The organism is Natronorubrum bangense (assembly GCF_004799645.1).
Taxonomy (GTDB): domain Archaea; phylum Halobacteriota; class Halobacteria; order Halobacteriales; family Natrialbaceae; genus Natronorubrum; species Natronorubrum bangense.
Genome location: NZ_CP031306.1, coordinates 386438 through 404376, shown reverse-complemented (window position 1 = coordinate 404376; position 17939 = coordinate 386438). Strand labels below are relative to the sequence as shown.

General features: G+C 57.4%; 15 protein-coding genes and 2 pseudogenes. 10 read left to right on the top strand and 7 right to left on the bottom strand.

Annotation, left to right across the window (positions count from 1 at the left end; all coding sequences use genetic code 11):
• Nucleotides 1-699: 699 nt before the first annotated feature.
• The 5 genes and pseudogenes from DV706_RS21840 to DV706_RS17335 all read left to right on the top strand — a co-directional run bounded on the left by DV706_RS21840 (nt 700) and on the right by DV706_RS17335 (nt 5125).
• Entirely contained in the window at nt 700-855 is a 156-nt protein-coding gene (locus DV706_RS21840) for a hypothetical protein (protein ID WP_169331121.1), read from the top strand.
• A gap of 203 nt (nt 856-1058) precedes the next feature.
• Nucleotides 1059-1588: pseudogene (locus tag DV706_RS17350) on the top strand (RNA-guided endonuclease TnpB family protein); the annotation flags it as partial.
• Between the two features lie 198 nt (nt 1589-1786).
• Nucleotides 1787-3637 carry a hypothetical protein gene (locus DV706_RS17345; protein WP_240756914.1) on the top strand — a complete coding sequence of 617 codons (1851 nt, stop codon included), beginning with the start codon at nt 1787-1789 and terminating at the stop codon, nt 3635-3637.
• Nucleotides 3638-3829: 192 nt separating this feature from the next.
• A pseudogene (locus DV706_RS17340) lies at nt 3830-4402 on the top strand (hypothetical protein); the annotation flags it as partial.
• A gap of 432 nt (nt 4403-4834) precedes the next feature.
• Nucleotides 4835-5125 carry a PadR family transcriptional regulator gene (locus DV706_RS17335; RefSeq protein WP_006067022.1) on the top strand — a complete coding sequence of 97 codons (291 nt, stop codon included), beginning with the start codon at nt 4835-4837 and terminating at the stop codon, nt 5123-5125.
• Between the two features lie 172 nt (nt 5126-5297).
• On the opposite strand, the gene DV706_RS17330 is transcribed toward DV706_RS17335, so the two are convergent.
• Nucleotides 5298-7049, bottom strand: coding sequence for a PAS domain-containing protein (locus DV706_RS17330; RefSeq protein ID WP_083902061.1), 1752 nt, complete (start codon nt 7047-7049; stop codon nt 5298-5300).
• 291 nt (nt 7050-7340) lie between these two features.
• Between DV706_RS17330 and DV706_RS17325 the strand changes: the two genes are divergently transcribed.
• A complete protein-coding gene (locus DV706_RS17325; RefSeq protein WP_006067024.1) occupies nt 7341-7802 on the top strand; it encodes a hypothetical protein in 462 nt (153 codons plus the stop codon).
• 134 nt (nt 7803-7936) lie between these two features.
• Here the strand turns inward: DV706_RS17325 and DV706_RS17320 are convergent, their stop codons facing one another.
• The gene (locus DV706_RS17320; protein WP_006067025.1) at nt 7937-8209 is read right to left on the bottom strand and encodes a hypothetical protein; all 273 of its coding nucleotides are present in this window, start codon (nt 8207-8209) and stop codon (nt 7937-7939) included.
• A gap of 644 nt (nt 8210-8853) precedes the next feature.
• The gene (locus DV706_RS17315; RefSeq protein ID WP_006067026.1) at nt 8854-10131 is read right to left on the bottom strand and encodes a saccharopine dehydrogenase family protein; all 1278 of its coding nucleotides are present in this window, start codon (nt 10129-10131) and stop codon (nt 8854-8856) included.
• 134 nt (nt 10132-10265) lie between these two features.
• On the opposite strand from DV706_RS17315, the gene DV706_RS17310 reads away from it, so the two are divergent.
• Together DV706_RS17310 and DV706_RS17305 are read left to right on the top strand one after the other, a co-directional pair.
• Nucleotides 10266-10610, top strand: coding sequence for a 2Fe-2S iron-sulfur cluster-binding protein (locus DV706_RS17310; RefSeq protein ID WP_006067027.1), 345 nt, complete (start codon nt 10266-10268; stop codon nt 10608-10610).
• A complete protein-coding gene (locus tag DV706_RS17305; RefSeq protein WP_006067028.1) occupies nt 10607-10945 on the top strand; it encodes a 2Fe-2S iron-sulfur cluster binding domain-containing protein in 339 nt (112 codons plus the stop codon). The genes DV706_RS17310 and DV706_RS17305 overlap by 4 nt, the downstream gene beginning before the upstream one ends.
• A 71-nt stretch (nt 10946-11016) precedes the next feature.
• On the opposite strand, the gene DV706_RS17300 is transcribed toward DV706_RS17305, so the two are convergent.
• Both DV706_RS17300 and DV706_RS17295 read right to left on the bottom strand, forming a co-directional pair.
• The gene (locus DV706_RS17300) at nt 11017-12747 is read right to left on the bottom strand and encodes a transposase (RefSeq protein WP_240756912.1); all 1731 of its coding nucleotides are present in this window, start codon (nt 12745-12747) and stop codon (nt 11017-11019) included.
• A gap of 8 nt (nt 12748-12755) precedes the next feature.
• Nucleotides 12756-12893, bottom strand: a complete 138-nt coding sequence (locus DV706_RS17295; RefSeq protein ID WP_006065802.1) for a DUF2080 family transposase-associated protein — start codon at nt 12891-12893, stop codon at nt 12756-12758.
• 141 nt (nt 12894-13034) lie between these two features.
• Here DV706_RS17295 and DV706_RS17290 point away from each other — a divergent pair, with 141 nt between their 5' ends.
• Nucleotides 13035-14408 carry an ADP-dependent glucokinase/phosphofructokinase gene (locus tag DV706_RS17290; protein WP_006065803.1) on the top strand — a complete coding sequence of 458 codons (1374 nt, stop codon included), beginning with the start codon at nt 13035-13037 and terminating at the stop codon, nt 14406-14408.
• 26 nt (nt 14409-14434) lie between these two features.
• Here DV706_RS17290 and DV706_RS17285 read toward each other — a convergent pair whose 3' ends face one another.
• Both DV706_RS17285 and DV706_RS17280 read right to left on the bottom strand, forming a co-directional pair.
• The gene (locus DV706_RS17285; protein WP_136350943.1) at nt 14435-15328 is read right to left on the bottom strand and encodes a universal stress protein; all 894 of its coding nucleotides are present in this window, start codon (nt 15326-15328) and stop codon (nt 14435-14437) included.
• Between the two features lie 94 nt (nt 15329-15422).
• On the bottom strand, nt 15423-16664 hold the full coding sequence (locus DV706_RS17280) for a glycosyltransferase (RefSeq protein WP_006065805.1): 1242 nt from the start codon (nt 16662-16664) through the stop codon (nt 15423-15425).
• Nucleotides 16665-16804: 140 nt separating this feature from the next.
• Between DV706_RS17280 and gap the strand changes: the two genes are divergently transcribed.
• Nucleotides 16805-17875: a type I glyceraldehyde-3-phosphate dehydrogenase gene (gene gap, locus DV706_RS17275; RefSeq protein WP_006065806.1), complete on the top strand. Its 1071-nt coding sequence runs from the start codon at nt 16805-16807 to the stop codon at nt 17873-17875.
• Nucleotides 17876-17939 lie beyond the last annotated feature (64 nt).

Sequence of the window (17939 nt, the reverse complement as noted above, 5' to 3'; positions counted from 1 at the left end):
TCTCCACGGTAAGTCGCCGCAGTCTAGTGATTTACCAGAGCCACGCCGCCCGGAATGGTAACAACTGAACCGATGTACACACCGATCGCACTGTCCGCGGTTTTCGTTCGAGTCCTCGCTCACGGGTCGTTTCTCCCCGTTCGCTTTCCGCGGTTCTCACTCACTTCGTTCGCTCATGGTCGTTCCGAACCACGCTCCTGTCGTGTGACGGTCAGTGGCTACTATACCCATCGAGGACAGCACGGTGGGGGATACCACGCGAGCATCAATCAAACAAGAAGGTATTCGTCCCTGCTGTTGGGTACAACTCAATGGTGTAGTCCGCTACCCGAACGTATTCGTAGCCGAATAGTTCCATGTCCTCCCGATAAACTCCCTTGCTTCGACCGGGGTTTAGGTTCGACGTAGCCGCTTCATTCGATGACACGAACGGTCAGAGCCGTGTCCAAAAGATCCCTATGATGAACCAGCAACTCCAAACACGACCTGGAAGACAACCCCGTGACGACGAACAAGAGGCTTGGAAACACTTTTGCAGAACGGGGTGTATCGTCTCCGGATACGCACACGTGATCGCCAGAGAAATGAAAATACGTCGTGCTCACGCCGATCAAGAGTGGAACGAATCCGCGTGATTGAACGCATCGATCGCATCGCCAAAAACGAATTGAGCGTACAAAACGCTCACTGGCAGATCCTATGACGACACACATCAAACTGCACGGATCAAAGGCTCAACGGTTCGAAGCAGTCAAACTCGAGTTAACCGAACAAATGGGCTACGAACTGAGCAATCCGGAAGTCCTCGGACTCTTGATGGCAGGGTTCGATACAGATGAACCGTCGACTGAGTGATATTTTCCAGCGCCTGAAAGGCGTGGCTTCCCCACGCCGACGCTTGCTTGGTTGGGAGATTTACAGAACACCGAAGAGAAAGCCCACGACTTCAGTCGTGTGGAGGATGTCAAAAGCGATATCGGAGAATTCCCAGGGGGGTTGAATCCGATAGGCCGTTGTAAAGGTCATTATATAAATATGTCCCAAACCATCAGAAAGCGATGGAGTACAGTCACCGCTACCCTGCCCACCCGACACAAGAGGTGGCGGCTGAACTGGATTACCACATCGACGTTCATCGCCAAGCGTACAACTACACTTCGTACGAATACGAAAACGTGGATGCCGACGACATTGTCTCCGCATACAAACATCACTACAGACTTCCCGGTTGGAAAGACGAATTTTCCATCTTTTCGGAAGTCAATTCGAAGGCTCTGTAACGAACCGTCGCCCGTTTCTACTAGAATATTGATGTACTTTCCGAACAGAATCAAAACGGAAACGAAGTCGGGAAACGCAAATAAAATTGCCGAGAGAACTCCATAATATGACATACTCGCGGTCAGGCTTCGCACTCAAAAACACGAGTGGCCGACACGCGACACGCTGGCTCTCCAAAACCGGAGACCTCCGTATCCACTACCACCGCGACATCTCCGTTGAAGCCTCCATGAAAGAAGAGCCGACCGGCGAGTGGTTCATCTCCTTCGGACTCAAAACTGACGACGCCGACATCCTCAAGAAACCTGCGTTAGCGCCCTGTCCCGCCTAAATACGTGGAATCGAAGATGGACCGTTCGTGGGTTGATCAGTCCGAGGAGACGCTATCTGACCCGTATCTCCCCGTGGCTTCGTCTCCGGTTTTTAAACACCTCTGGCGGAGAGAGCAGTGACCTTCGGTACAGGGTTAGAGAAACGAATGTTACAGAAAATAGCAATTTTCACAATGATTGGCCTCTTGGTGTTGTCTGGAGCGGGCGGGCTAGCAGCAGCCCAGACCGGCGTCAACATGCAAATGAACGATCGATGTGATGAAGGCGAACACACAGACGACAGTACGTCATCGCTCGACGAGGACGAAGACAGTGAGAGTGACAGTAGTAGCGAGCGGGATCGATCGAGTAGCGATCTCCGAGAGAGTTCGAGTGATTCCGATCTGAGTTCGAGCGACAGCGCGAGCGACAGTTCGAGTGCCGCAGACGAAACCGATCTCAATCAGAGCGACCGCGACAGTTCGAGTGATTCGGACGTTGATCGTGACGGTAGCTCTGTCGAAATGAACGACCGCGACGAACAGTCCGACTCGAGCACCGAGCGCGATGTCAGCGATATCGACGACAGTACCCGTGACGTCAGCGAAAGCGTGGCCGACGACACGAATGTCGAAATCAACGAGGATGAAAGCGACCTCGACCGTGACGTCAGCGACCGCGAGGACAGCGAGTCCGACCAAGACAGCACGCTCAGCGAGACCGACTCGAGTGCGAACGACAGTGCTGCCGACGACTCTGACTCGAGTGCAAGCGACAGTTCGAGTGACACAGACGAGAGCGACAGCGTCTCCGATGCAAGCGAGCGCGACTCGAATGCGAGCGACATCGATTACGACGACACTGACGTCGACGTGAGCGAGTCCAACTCGAGTTCCGTCGACGAGAGCGACAGCCGAAGCGACCTCGACGAGAGCACCTTCGACGAATCGGACCGCGATGCGAGCGAACGCGACGTGAGCGACCACGACCGTGACGAGGATGAGAGCGACTCCGACGAGCACGACTCTGACGAGAGCGACAGCTCCGACAGCTCGAGCGCATCCGAACACGACGAGAGTGACTCGGTCGACCGTGGTGTCCAAGACCGCGACAGCTTCGATCGAACTGACAGCGACAGCGACTCCGACGCTGACAAGAGCGCCCAGAGCGATAGTGACGCGAGCGCCAGCGACCGTAGCGTGAGCGAGAGCGCCTTCGACGAGAGCGACCGTGACGCAAGCCAGAGCGACCGCACCCAGAGCGACCGCTCGAGCTCCGACAGCGACAGCGACACGAGCGCCTTCGACGAATCTGACTTTGACTCGAGCCAGAGCGACCGTCAAGGCTCCGAGAGCGCGTTCGACGAAAGCGACCGCGACGCGAGCAGTGCTGACAGCGATCTGACCACCAGCGACTCCGACAGCGATCAAAGCGACAGCAACAGCAGCGACTCACAGAGTGACCAACAAGACAGTAGCCTAGACAGCACGGACAACGATACCGAACGCAGTAGCAGCGCAAACGACGAGAGCGAAGTCTCGAGTGACCGTACCTACAGCGAGACCGACCAGAGCACGCTCACTGACGAGAGCGACCTGAGCGAGAACGATCGCAGCGAGAGCAGCGACTCCGCACTCGACACCGACAGTGACAGTGATACTGGCTCCGACACGATCGACATTACTGACGTCGAAAGCGAGTCCAGCAACGATCAGGACAGCGCCTCTGACACCAGCCAGTCCGACCGCTCCGAGAGTGCCGACGACAGCGCGTCCGACAGCAGCCTCGACCAGAGCGACAGTGACCACGATGTCGACCAACGGGACAGCACCCGAAGTGACTCCGACACTGACTCCGAGCGCGCCAGCTTCGAGAGTTCAGTTGACGACAGTAGCTTCCAAGAGTCCTACGACACCAACTGTGGCCACGGCGGCTCCAGCTCAAACTCGAACATCGACAACAGCTCCGACAGCATCGAGCGTAACAGCGTGACCTCGAACATCGGCGCCGCAGTCGACACCCTGATGTCCGTCGTGATCGGCTAACGGCACAGGTTGACCGACCGATCTTTTTTATTATACGAGGGGCAGGCGCAATACCACGGTCTTCAGGCCGTGGATACGCGCCGTCACTTGATAACGCCAACTACCAAGAACAGCACGGCAGGATATTCCACCGATTTTAATCCGAACCTTTACAAGAAAATCAAGTATAAGTGATTATAGAGACGTTTCACAATGCTGGAAGTCCACCGCACTCATCGAGCAAAAATCCTCAACCACGCACAGGTAGAGGAACCGCTCGACCGACACGGGTGGTCGGCCAGCAAACTCTGGAACGTCGCTAACTACCACTCCCGAGAAGTCTGGGAGGAAACGGGCGAAATTCCCGACCACGGCGACCTCAAAGACGAGTTGAAAGGTCATATCAAATACAAGGGACTACATTCACAGTCCAGTCAGCGCGTTCTGGAGGAACTCGCTGAAGCCTTCAACTCGTGGTACGGCAAGAGGAAGTCCGATAAACGAGCGAATCCGCCTGGCTACCGCAAACGCAACTACTACGACGACCACGGCAACCGCGTCCACGAAGAACTCGCTGAAGCGTTCACTGGGTGGTACAACTCCGACGACGGTAACAACCCACCGGGCTACCGGAAACGTGGCGACCGACACCCACGCTCCACCGTGACGTGGAAGCAGAACGGCATCAAACACGACGACAAACACGGCCAACTCCGCCTCTCGAAAGGCTGGAATCTGAAAGACAGACGGTCGGACTTCATAAGCGTGAGAAGACCCGGCACAAGTCCCAATACAAACATCATAAGAATACCAGTTACCCGTTGCCATGCCTAATTGCTCCCGCGTGATTTTCCATCACGACAAATCCAGCGCCCAAGAATACCTAACAAAAAGAGGCTGATTGATAGATCTATAATCAGTTCGGGGCCGCCCGGCAAACCTGAGATTACAGCGAGAGATGAGACAAGCATCAGGTTTAACATCATTCATTCTCACATAACATTATTTTCCTCGACAAAATGTTTTTTGCCTGTACTGAACGCTCATTACGAATCCAAATGAGCACGTTGTAGTTTCTATGACACGCTCACACCACCTCCACAGTTTGGACTGTTCACGGCCAGTAGCCGTTTGTTGCCGGGCTCTCGCCAACAATATTGCCAATCAAGAAAGTCTATGTTCCATATAATTAACCCAGTTGCTGCCATCGACCAGTGTATGCACGATTTGACTGGCTTTCAACGCGACGTGCTCTATGCAATCGCCGGCCACGACGAGCCACACGGACTCGCGATCAAAGACGAACTCGAGAACTACTACGAGACGGAGATTCTCGCCGGACGACTCTATCCAAACCTCGACACACTCGTCGACAAAGGACTCGTCGAAAAAGGAACGGTTGATCGGCGAACGAACTCCTACTCACTAACGCGTCGTGGTCGACGTGAGACCGAAGCGCGACGCGAATGGGAACAGCAGTACGTTGGTGAACTGCTCGTAGACTCGTAGCTCAAATACTGTCAAGTAAATTTTCGAAGCGGGCACTCGAACTCGAGAGTCGTCTCTGTACTCTTTTTCCAGACATTCACGACTAATGAGTGTCTTAAGCCCAAGTTAGCACTGTACAGCTTGTTACAATCATCATATTCGATAAAAGTAATAATTGACTGCCTCAAGGTCTTTATTCGCCATTCGAGCCGCCGGTCGGCAGTTGAAACATTATCACGCTCCCTCGAGGCTCGTTGTCAGTAATTATCAACTCTCCACCGAGCGTTGTTGTGAGCCACTCCATTATCCACAGGTCAATGCTAAGACCGTGATTCAGCGGTGTCTCTTTACCCAACTCAATCGCCTGCCGTTCAAGTTCTGGAATCCCCGGACCATTATCAGCGACGGTTATCCGAAACTGGTCAGAATCCGGCTTTCGCTGCACGGTGATCGTCACTTCTGGCGGGGTCTGATCGTTGTGGCTGATTGCGTTCTCGACGGCCTCGTCGATAGCTTTCATAAACAGCTTTCGGTTCCGAACCTGAATGTCCACCATCTCGTCTTCGATCGTGCTGGTAATGTCTGCGTCTGGATACTGTCGCTGATACGTTTCGACGAGAGACGCGATATTGAGGCGGCCCCACGACTGGTTATCTTCGGTCGGATCCCAGATTGCGCGAATTTCAGCGGTCTTTTCGGCGATCTTTTGCATCGATGCAGTCTGTTCTCGAATCGCCGCAACTGACGCTTGGCGAGCCTCGGGATCCAACTCCCCAGCTTCTAACAGCTCTGCGTGCCCATCAATTACGTTGAGCGAGTTTCGCAAGTTGTGTCGCAGCACTCGATTCATAACATCGAGCGTCTGGGTTGTGAGTACCTTCTCGGTAATATCTTGCTCGATGGCTACGAAATGTGTTATGTCGCCGTCCGAATCCGTTATGGGAACGATTTTTTGTTTGACTTCGAAGATTTCTCCGTGTTTGGTCCGATTCGTCAGTTCTGCTTCCCAGACCTCTTCAGCCGTGATCGTTTCCCACAACTCCCGATAGAACAGTTCGTCTTGCTGACCGGATTTGAGAATTCTGGGGTTGCGTCCCCTCGCCTCGGCGGCCGTATACCCGGTCAAGTGCTCGAAGGCTGGGTTAACGTATTCGATCGTTCCCTCGGGGTCGGTAATCAGAATTGCTCTCTCTGCTTCTTCGGCCAGTCCTTTGAACAGTGAGAGATCCTTCTCATATCGCTTCTCAGCGGTGATGTCCTGCTGATAGCCGAGGTAGTGCGTTACCGTTCCGGATTCGGACTGGATTGGGATGAGCGTAACACGATTCCAGAACATTGATCCGTCTTTCCGGTAGTTCCGCAACTCGACAGTGACGGGCTCTTCTGCCTCAATCGCAGCCCGCATCTTCGCTACTGGCTCCTCGCGTGTGTTCTCTCCTTGAAGAAATCGACAGTTCTGTCCGAGAATCTCGTCCCGAGGATAGCCGGTGAGTTCACAAAAGCCATCATTGACATAAATAAGTGGATCGTCGAGTTTGGCCGGGTCTGCGATCGTGATACCGATCGGTGCTTCATCCATCGCTTGATAGTCAAGCTGCCGACGGCCCTCGGAGTCCGAATCAGCAATCGGAAACACCGACGTTTGTACCTGCTTAGTGCCGTCCCATTCGATCAACAAACTCACAACGATAGCGTGCTGTGGCTGGTCAGTATTCGTTTGCAACTCAACGGCCAGTCCGAGGACAGGTACATCTTCATTTTCGATGCGGGCCACTTGCTCCCGAAGTGGTGAGTGGTAGTCCGGTTCGACGAGTCCTGTAAGTGATGTACCGATCAGCTGCTCTTGAGAGTCTGCCCCTACGAGTGTACAGAATGTAGAATTCGCGTAGACTATCTTTATGCCTGAATGGATGAGAAATGAATCCGGCATCGTCTCTGTGGACATAATCAAATAGACCCATTCGAAACATGTGGCATTTTCGGATCTCCTCTATCGAGTTATAACATGAGAGGGCTTTCTCGGTGATTCTACTTCCCAGCGACAGCGGTAGATCGTCGCTAGATCCTCCGGCAAGAACTCTCGATAAGTCGCCGCTGTCGTGCGGTTTTGCGCCTAATTAAAGACGGATAAGGTACGGACAAACTCGTCGAGCGTGGCTACGTTGTCCTCGATACAAGTGATTCAGCGACGCAGCGGCTCCGTGATCTCGCCACCGATGAGAACATATCGATAGCGGTGCCGGAAACGTTCGACGTTGGCGAGCAAGCAGAGTCAGAGGGAGTCTGGACAGGCTATCATCGCATCGAGGATGAATCGCGGTTGAACGCTGACCAACGACGGTATCTTCGATTCGCTCGAGTGCTGACAGCAGAGCTTGGAATTGAGCGAGACGTGTACTACGGCGAGGCGAGTGCCGATGCCTGGACTGACGGCAGGACGTACATCGTGATCACCGACTCGGCCGTGACAAGCCGCCAGCGTGCCGTCTGGATGCACGACCTGTATCTCGTGATGCTGCACGAAGCAGCGTATGAAACCTCGAGTCGGGATCAGCCCTCGCATGGGCATCACTTCAAGAGCACGTTTCGGTCGCTCGTTGAGGATCCAGGTAATCGGCGTTCGCTCGCGGAGCTTGTCCAGCATATCGCCGATGGAGGATTCGAGTCCGTGTTCGAAGCGTACGGGGTGGGGTGCTAGACGTAGTCATCGCTTCTGGCCACGTTCGGTACTCGGGCGGTGAGATGGATGACCGACTCGAGGAGAGTGCAGTGGCTCGAGATCAGCATAGTGCGCTGATCTATCGAGATACAAGTCTGCTCTTCGGAGAACCGTTAACACTGCTCTTCTGGTGACGTAACCCGAAGCTCGTCTTCGACTTCGTAGAAGTAGCCTCGCTCGAGGAGCCGCGTAAGCGCGTACTCGACGTCCCGTTGCTCGAGTGCTAACTCCGAATCAGAGAGCAGCACGTCGGTGGCATCGTCGTATTCGATCACCTGAACAGCATCTTTTCCACGGTCTGGCTGAGATGCATGGGAACACAGTAGATCGTAGCACTCGAGGATCCACTCCGGAAGTGGTGGTCGTGGATCTGTAATGCCAGCCATTGCAGTTCTGTATGGTCATTTCGATAGTTGTTCCCTTAACAGTGTCTGCTGGATCGGTTTCACCAGTAAGTCTCGGAATAACAATTAGTGGAATTAAGACACTCGCTTGTTTTTGTTTGTTAATTCACACGTGACATTCTCAATCGTCGTAAAGGCGTGGAAAAACATCAACCATTAGTAATCTGGAATTCTATTATTCATCCAACAAATTTATATTCACAAGAACGAACAGTTCAGACGGCGGGGACTATAGACTATCACTGCCGATAGTACTCGCACCTGAGACATCATCCCCGCCACTGATCGAGGTCAGTCTCTGTCGACAATCTGAGCGACAAACGATTTCTGACAGTTCCTTCAAATGGGAACCACCACTCCCACAGGGAAACTCCACCGTCGGCCTTTTATTGATGTTTCTGGACCGATACTGTGTTTTATATATCAAACCGAAGCAAGCCGAATCGATGTCCACGCAAAAGCGCGGTGGTCTCTTGGTTTAGTCGTTCCGGGCGGCGCGGAACTGCCCTTCGAGACGACTTACCGACCGTTTGCGGACGATGGAGGATCGGAAGGCGAACGATCCGGAACGGCCCCGCTGGTCCAGGCATCAGACGGAATAAGCGAGTTCGATGCACACCGGAGTATCATCGAATACCTCCCTGATTGGAGTCCCACTCGCCCACTTCTACGACCAGCCCCGCCCGACGAAGCCCGTCGGCGAGCGGGTCACCGATAGCTGCCGCCGGGGTGAGGATGCCGCCCTCGAGCGGCGAGTCGGTCTCCTCGCGGACGAGACACATTGCGGCCTCGCCGAGCATCCTTGCGGTCGCGCCGTACCCCGGATCCCAGTCGGCGCTGATTCGACTCTCGACGACGAACGGCCCGTCGGTAGCGGTTCCGCGACCGAGAACACGAATCGTGAAGTAGCCGTTCTCGATCTCCTCCCTCGTCGGTCCCTCGCCTGGATCGGGGAACGCAAAGCGACGGAGGGCATCCCGCGTCGGGCCGAAGGCCAGTACTCCAGTTGCCAACCCGAGGCCGGCCGAGACGGCGCTTGCACCCATCATACCGACGGGACCCGATCCGACGGGCACGACCTCCGTACACTCGAACTCGCGACCCCACGGATACTCGAGTAGGGCGTTACTCCGTCGAACCACTCGCTCGTTCATGACCGCCATCGGCGACGGGCCCGTCCACTCCCCTCGCAGCGGATCTTTTCTCGGGAGGGACTGTGCGCCGGGATCGACGCCGTCGCGCTCGCCCGGCGGCGCCAGCGAATACGGGTTCCGAAGCGTCTGCCGGGCGACCGGATCGGTTGACGCGGCTCGAAACACTTCGACGACGCTTGAGGCCGTTCCGCCGCTTACCCCGCCGCGACCGTCTTCGAGGTATATCCGAACCAGATCACAGGGTGTTCCGAACTCGTCGATGGCAAACGACTGTACGAGCTTCGTGCCGAGGTCGGCCGGGATCGAATCGAACCCGCAACTGTGGACGATACGAGCGCCCGCATCGACTGCATCGTCGTGGTACCGGTCGATCATTTCCCGGACCCAGTTTACTTCTCCGGTGAGATCACAGTAGTCTGTTCCGGCCGAAATACACGCCTCGACGAGCGGCGTGCCATACTTGGTGTACGGGCCGACAGTCGTACAGACGACGCGGGTATCCTCGGCGATAGCGCGCAGGCTCTTTGGATCCGTTGCATCGCCGATGACGACCGGGAGCTCCTCCCATCCGGAGCGCTGCGCTACGAGCGCAGCTTCCAGTTCGCGAAGCCGCGTCTCGTCGCGACCGCCGAGGGCGAGCGAGAGATCGTCCGACGTGTACTGTTCGGTGAGGTACTCGGCGACGAGACGGCCAGCGACGCCGGTTGCACCCCAAACGACGAGATCGTATGTTCGGTCGGTGTTCGACACGAGTATCAGTCGCTTGGTGTCCCATCATCCTCAACCGTTCGGTGGTTTCCACACTGGTCCCATGTCGCTCCGCGGAGCAGAGCCGTCAGCTGGTATGGCAGTACGGTTTTGTATTCGGCGTGCAAAAACCACTCATGCCAATAGTTACCGTTCGTGGTCGAGAACTCGAGTGTGAACGAGGCGCGGTGCTCCGTGACGTTCTCCTCCGAGCGGACGAGTCACCGCACAACGGCCGGGCGGACGCCCTCAACTGTCGCGGGCTGGGGACGTGCGGAACCTGTGCCGTTGCGGTGTCCGGCGAGGTGAGCGAGCCCGGACCTCGAGAACGACTTCGACTGGCGACTCCGCCACACGATGCCGATTCCGGGCTCCGGCTCGCCTGCCAGCTCCGAGTCGAAGACGATCTGGTCATTGAGAAGTACCCCGGGTTCTGGGGCCAGCACACCGGTCGAAAGCACGAAGACGCGGAGGAATCGTGAGCGAGGAGGTCGAACTCACCGTGATCGACGACGGCGAACGATCGACGATCACGGTCGAGCGCGGAACGACGCTTCGGGACGCCCTCCGTGATCGAGGGTTTTCGGTCTACGGGACCGTCTCGTCGCAGCTCAACTGCGGGGGACGGGGACTGTGTGCGACCTGTACTGTCGAGGTCGACCCAGCACCCGAGCCAGTTCACTGGCACGACGGTGCCGCCGTCCGATTCGGCTATCCGCGGCTGTCCTGCTGTATCGAGGTCGACCGACCGATGACGGTCAGGCTGCTAAAAAAGCACGTCTGGGGGCAGGTCCTTCCCCGGCGGTCACATCGGTGAATCGCCTCGAGGAACTCCTCGCCGTAATAAGTCCGCAGGGGTGTCGGAGGCGACGGCCACCGTTCCAATTTTCAGCAGCAAACAGCAGTATCTCTCACAAAGAGAGAGTAACTGTGTGTCGCTGGGCTTGACACAGAACTTTTGCTGCTAACCGCGTTTTTCGTCCCTGTCGGAGTGACAGCGGGCGCGATAAACGCCGACCCGCCACCAGCAGTCACTCTCGACCGTCCAGTATACGCAACGAGCGTGTTGCCGAACGTGGGACGCGAGCCAGCGGAACGGCTAGCTAGCTCGATTTCAAAATCTCCCGTATAGGAAGATGTGAAATCAGAGTCCAGCGAGTCCGACTCCGCAAAGAACACTCGCGCCACGTTGACAGCGCCAACATAATCACGGTCAGCCTGAAAGCCACACCGAGTGTTGTCGCAACGGAAGTGACCGCCGTGCCAGACCTCGTAGTCGTGGTCAGGCGATTTCGTTGTATGTCCTGTAGAGCCACAGCGAGGACACGACCGACTCGTGTTCCCTGCATACACTCGTTCAACCTGAATACCAGCAATATCGGCGCGGTATTCAATGTTCTTGATACTCTCTCGACGTGCCCACGACGACAACTCCCACGACAACTGTCCCTCACCTCGTGGAGGAGAGAGTGATCGCAAATCTTCGTGGACAATAGCGTCCACATCGTACACGAGAGCGAGTGCGAGTATTTGGTTGGCTACGTCGTGTACGAGTTGTTCGCGTTTGTGTCGAATCTTGTTGTTCACTCGCTCGTACTCTGACTGGATATGTTTGAAGTGGTCTGTATGGTCGCGTCCCTGTCGTCGGAGGTCTGCGAGTTTCGAGTTGAGTTGGTTGCGTTCACGGTTCAGGTTCCGCATTCTCTCCCGTTCGGTGTTTTGAATGAAATATGGCGTTGAGAGTTGTTCGCCATCACTGTCCACGACGACAGCGGTTGCATCTTTCCGCAGACCGCCATCAATCGACAACACTGTGTCAACGTCGTCAGAGGTGTCTGCGTGTTCGACTTCGACAGGGAACGATAACTCGTGGTATTCGTCCCCTCGTTTCGACGTGTTGGGGTGGAACGACGGAGCAGAGAGACTACCGTGTTCAACGAACTCGTTGAATGATTCGTATCCATCAAGAGTGTATTCTGTCCATGTCCAATCCCCATACGTCTCGGGTTCGAGTGTATCGGGTGTTTTGAGTTCGACAGTGAGTTGTTTCGTGGATTCATCGTACTGGTATTTGACTGCCTGTCCGCTGGTAGGGCCGTCATCAGCTGAATACGGTAGCACACCAGAGGAATATTCAGGGCACTCTTGAAAGTCAAAGTACGTGGCCGGATACGTGCCGTGAACGTTGTAGTAAGCATTCAACTGGTCGATAAGCAAGTCAACGTAACCTGATGAGAGGAATTCATCGGATTCCCAAAGTCGGTTTTTGATTCGGCGTGTATGGATGCGTCGAATCTTGTGGTCTGGAAGCAGCGGTTTGACTGTTTGAAAGGCTTCTCGTTTGTCAGCGTGACTGCGAAGTGTTTCTCCAACTTTCTGGAGGAGGCAGCGTTTGTATCGACTGGGGAGATAGATGTCGAACTGTTCAAACGCTTCTTGTTCGTCAAAGTATTTCCACGCTTGATACGAGGACTCGTTAATCTCTGTAAGATAGTCTGGTGTCCAGTACTGCTGTATGAGTGTGTTCGCTGTCTGCGTAGTGAGGTCAGCGAGTCTATTGTATCGCTCTCGCTCCTCATCTGGCAGTCGTAGTGGGAGTGAGAGGTGTGTAGAGGACATGTGTGGTGTTAGTCGTCTTGGGAGAGTCGGATGACGGCGACTTCTTCACCAAGCCATTCTTTCGGGACGAAGACGTGTGCGCCCGTTCCTGTTTTTGTCACGTCTTTCGTGATTGCTTCCTCGCCTTGGAACGTGAACTCGGCCATACCACTATGTATATTAGATATACATTTAAGGGTTTGGGTTAGCATCTCGTTTTGATGCTGACTGCTGCTGTTTGCTACCAAATTTTGTAACTGTTACGTAACCCCAGGATTATTCCGCTGCGTCTGGGAGAGAGCCGTACCATGCAGGACGCCCATGCCCAACTGGAGGCGGATATCGCCGCACTCGAGGAACGTCCCGTGTTCGTCGCGTACAACGCGAACGTCGATGCGGTCGTTCGAGTCGACGAAGAACTGGAATCGTTCCTCGAGCGCCCGTCCGATCCCGGCTCCGAACCGCTTTCGAGCCCGCTGACTTCGAAACGGGAACTCGCGGCGGCGATTGCACACACGATGGCCGCCGGCCGGGGCGACGAGATCGCGATGACCGACGAGTTCGCGACGACGCTCGAGTCGGAACTGGTGCCCGACAGTCAGCAGATGGGCGGCCAGGCGGGAATCATGACGAACCTGCTCACCGCGCTGGGAACCGAACCGATCACGTACACGTATCTGGTCTCCGAGCGCCAGCTCTCGATGTTCGAACACCCCGAGGAGGTTCAGTATCCGACCGTCAAAGACGGTCGGGTGAGCTACGCGCCCCTCACCGAGGCCGTCAACACGGATCGCACGAAGATCAACTGGGTGTTCGAGTTCACGGAGGGAGACGAGTTTTTCGGTGTGACCGCACTGGAGGATACCCGGTTCATCGCCGCCTCGAGACCGCCGGAGTTCGACCTCTCTGCGGGAGAACTCGACGAGGCGATCGACCAGGTCGGCGAGGTCGTCGACGGCGCACTCCTCGCAGGGTATCACAATCTCACGCCCGATCACGTCGAAGAGGGGTACGAGGAGACACATCGCCATGCACGCGACGTCATCCACCGCCTTCGATCAGGGGGTGACGTCGATGTCCACGTCGAGTACGCCGTCACCCACGACGACGAGCTCAGGGACAGTATGTACGAGTGGATCCTGCCGGAGGCGAACGTCGTCGGCGCCGATGCTCACGAGCTGACGATGTTGCACGACGATGCGGCAATCGACGCTGTCGAGGAGCCGCCGTCGGAGGCGACGCCGTTCGAACCCGAGGAGATCCTCGACCACTACCGGATGCTCGAGGCGGTCCGCGAGGAACTCGGCGTCGACTGTCTGCAGTTACACGCGATGGAGTATCACCTCGCCGTGATGGAGTCGTACCACTCGCCGGAGGCGCTTCGACGAGGCCTCGAGTTTTCCGCCGTCAACGCCGCCACCAAGGCCGCGCTGGGACACATCTCCGACCCCGAGGACCTCGAGACGGGCCTCGAGTACGAGCCGTCGTCGAAGGGGCGGGAAGCGATCGAGCTGCTGGCGGAGCACCTTGGCGAGACCGCTGAAGACGGCGTCCTCGAGACCCCCACGGTCGCCGCCTGTCCGAACCGCGTCGTCGACGACCCTGCGGGGACGGTTGGCATCGGCGACATCGTCTCCTCCTCGAGTTTCGTCCTGGAACTCGCCGTGGCCAGCGACCGATAAGAGAGCGGCAGTGTCGGCCAGCGCCGTCACGGATGCTCGGCGCTGACCGGCACGCAAAACACCGGCACATCTGCCTGGCGGACGACGTTTTCGGTCACGCTTCCGAGGAACCACTGGCCGATCCCCGTCCGGCCGTGGGTCCCCATGACGATCAGGTCGACGTCGTTCTCGGTCGCGTAGGAGGGTATCTCCCTCACCGGAGCGCCGGTCACGACCGACCCCGAGACACTCACTCCGGCATCCTCGCCGTGTTCCCGGACCGCATCGATCGCTTTCTCGCCCCTCTGCTCCATGAACTCGAGGAGGTCGTTGCTCGCTCGCTCGTCGTCGATCGGACTCGTGTCGATCGAGTAGAGCGCGTGTATCGACGACTCGAGTCGACTCGCGATTTCGATTCCCCACTCGGTCGCGATCGCTGCACCGTCACTGCCGTCCGTGGGCAAGAGGAGTCGATCGAACGGCACGTCGGTGACCGAGGGGTCGTCGGCGCTCGGCGGGACTGCGAGTACTGGGATCCGTGCCGTCCGGAGGACGTTCTCGGTCACGCTGCCGAGGAGAACCCTGTCGAGCCCCGTTCGGCCTTTCGTCCCCATGACGATGATGTCGATCTCGCGTCGACTGGCGTACTCTCTGATCGACTGGAACGGAGTCCCCGTCCTGACCGTGGTCGTGACGTCGATCTCTTCGTCGTGGTCCGTGGCCAGTCGTGCGATCTCCTCGACTGCCTCCTCGGCGTTCTCTTCGAACGACGGGAGGTCCAGTTCGTCGATATCTGACGCCTGGAGTCGGGATTCGACGATCGACAGTACGTGGACGTCCGCGTCGATTCGTGACGCGAGCGCGATCCCGCGTCTGGCTCCTGCAAGTGCCCCGTCGCTGCCGTCGGTTGGTATCAGTATCGATTCGATGAACCGGCTCATAGGCGAGTCTTCGGTTGCTTCACCGCCTCGATGGATAACTGTGTGGGGGTCGTCGGATCGGTGCCGTCGGTTCCGTCACGACTTCCTGTCCGTCTCAGGACTCGAGTTCTAGGGAGTCGACGAAGATCTCGAAAAGGTCCACGAGCTGTCGGGGAAGCAAGAACTGCTCCCGGACGTGTTCTCGGGCGTTGTCGCCGAACGCTCGTCGACGCTCGTCGTCCTCGAGAAGGTCGGCGATCCGATCGCCGGCACCAACGGCGTCGTCGGGCTCGACGAGGTAGCCGTTTCGGCCGTCCTCGACCTGCAAGGGGATGCCGCCGGCGGTCGAACCCACGACCGGTGTGCGCTTCCAGAGCGCCTCCGCGACCACGAGCCCGAACCCCTCGCGCAGGGACTTCTGGACGACGACGTCCGACAGCCGCTGGAGGGCGTTTATCGTCGCGTCCGGGAGGTCTGTCAGGGTATGGACGTCCGGATCGTCGACCGCTTCCGCGGCGACCTGCTCGTACAGCTCCAGCCCCTCCGGATCGTCGCCGGCCATCCCGCCGGCCAGCGCTAGCTGGAGCTGTGGGACCTCCTCCGTGGCAGTTCGATACGCCTCGAGGGTCCCGAACTGATCCTTCCACGGATCGAAACGGGATACCTGTGTCACCACCGGCGCGTCGAACGAGAGCGGATCCAGTCGATCGCGTTCGGCCGCCAGTTCGTCGTCCTCGAGCGATCGGTTCTTCTCCGTCACTGGATCTATCGAGGGATAGACGATGCTCGTCGTCGGGGCGTCGATCACCGCGTACGCCGAGCGGCTGAAGATCGCGTGATCGATCGGATCGGTGTACGCCGAGACGAACGCGAGATACTCCTCGATCGGGTCGGTGAGATCGACGTGACACCGCCAGAGGATGGGTGCGTTTGGCATTCGTTCGTCGAGTCGCTCGAGCATGCCAAGCGTCTGGGGATCGTGAGCCAGCACGAGGTCGTACTCGTCTTCGATCTCGGCCGCGTTGGCCGCGGTTACCTCGCGATAGGTGGCTTTCATCTCGTCGGTCAGCGGCTCGCCACTTCCCTGGAGGCCGTTGTGGACCGCCTTCGTGACCTCGAAGAAGTCGTCGTCGGCGTCCATGACGAGCCAGTCGGTGTCGATACCGAGGTCGTTACAGAGCGGAACGATCGATCGGAGTAGTTCCGCGACGCCGCCTCCCGTTGCGGTCGAGTTGACGTGAAGGATCCGGACGCCAGAAAGCGTCTCGGCCAGCGTGCGGAGTCGCTCGAGGCGGTCGCGCTCCGTCACGGTGGCGTACGCCTCGATCGATCGATCCGGGAGTGAGGGAGGATGCATTGTCGGTACTCGTCACGACGACGACAACGCTAGTATCAGTTGGGGGCGGTCACAAGAAAACACGAGTTAGAAGGTATGTATCTCTCGATACCTAACGATTCGGGCCAAGAAATTTACCGTCCGGAGGTGGACCTCCAGCTATGGAAACAGAGACGGACGACAGCGGTGGAACCGGTTCGAACCTCCGAATCGGACTCAACGGCTTCGGACGGGTCGGCCGGTGTCTCCTCCGTGCGTCGCTGACTCACGACGGCGTCGATATCGTTGCGATCAACGACGTGATGGACGACGATGACATGGAGTATCTACTCCAGTACGACTCGGTTCACGGCCGTCTCGACGGCGTCTCCCGTCGCGGCGACACCCTCTTCGTTGACGATCAGGAGTTCCAGTTGCTGTCTGAATCCGACCCGTCGGAACTCCCGTGGGACGACCTCGAGGTCGACGTCGCCTTCGAGGCGACGGGGCTGTTCAGGACTCACGACGAGGCCGCCCAGCATCTCGAGGCCGGCGCGGACAAAGTGATCATCTCGGCGCCGCCGAAGGGCGACAAATCGGTGCCGATGTTCGTCTACGGCGTCAACCACAGCGAGTACGACGGCGAAGACGTCGTCTCGAACGCCTCCTGTACGACGAACTCCGTCGCGCCGGTTCTACAGGTGCTCAACAAAGAGTTCGACGTGGTCTCCGGGTTCCTGACGACGGTCCACGCCTACACCGGTAGCCAGGGGCTCGTGGACGGCCCCATGGACAAACGACGACGCGGCCGCGCTGCCGCCGAGAACATCGTTCCGACGACGACCGGTGCCGCCGGCGCGACCAGCAAGGTGCTCCCCGAGTTCGAGGGGAAACTCGAGGGGATGGCGATGCGGGTCCCGGTCCCGAACGGGTCGGTCACCGACATCACTGTCAACATCAAAGAGGACATCGAGCGGGACGAAGTGATGGACGCGATCCGGACCGCAGCCGACGATGAAATGTCCGGTATCCTCGGCTACACCGACGACAAGATCGTTTCGCGGGACATCGTCGGACTGCCCTTTGCCTCGTACGTCGACCTCGAGTCCCTGATGGTTGCTGCCAACGACACGGTGAAAGTGTTGGCCTGGTACGACAACGAGTACGGCTTCTCGAACCAGATGATCAAACTCGCGAAATACGTCGCGAGCCAGTCGGAGAGCATCGACGCCGAACGGACCGCCGTCCACTGATACGGAATGTTGGACCAGTTTACTGGCATGGCCCCCTCCCGTTGGCGGATGTGCCGAAAACGAC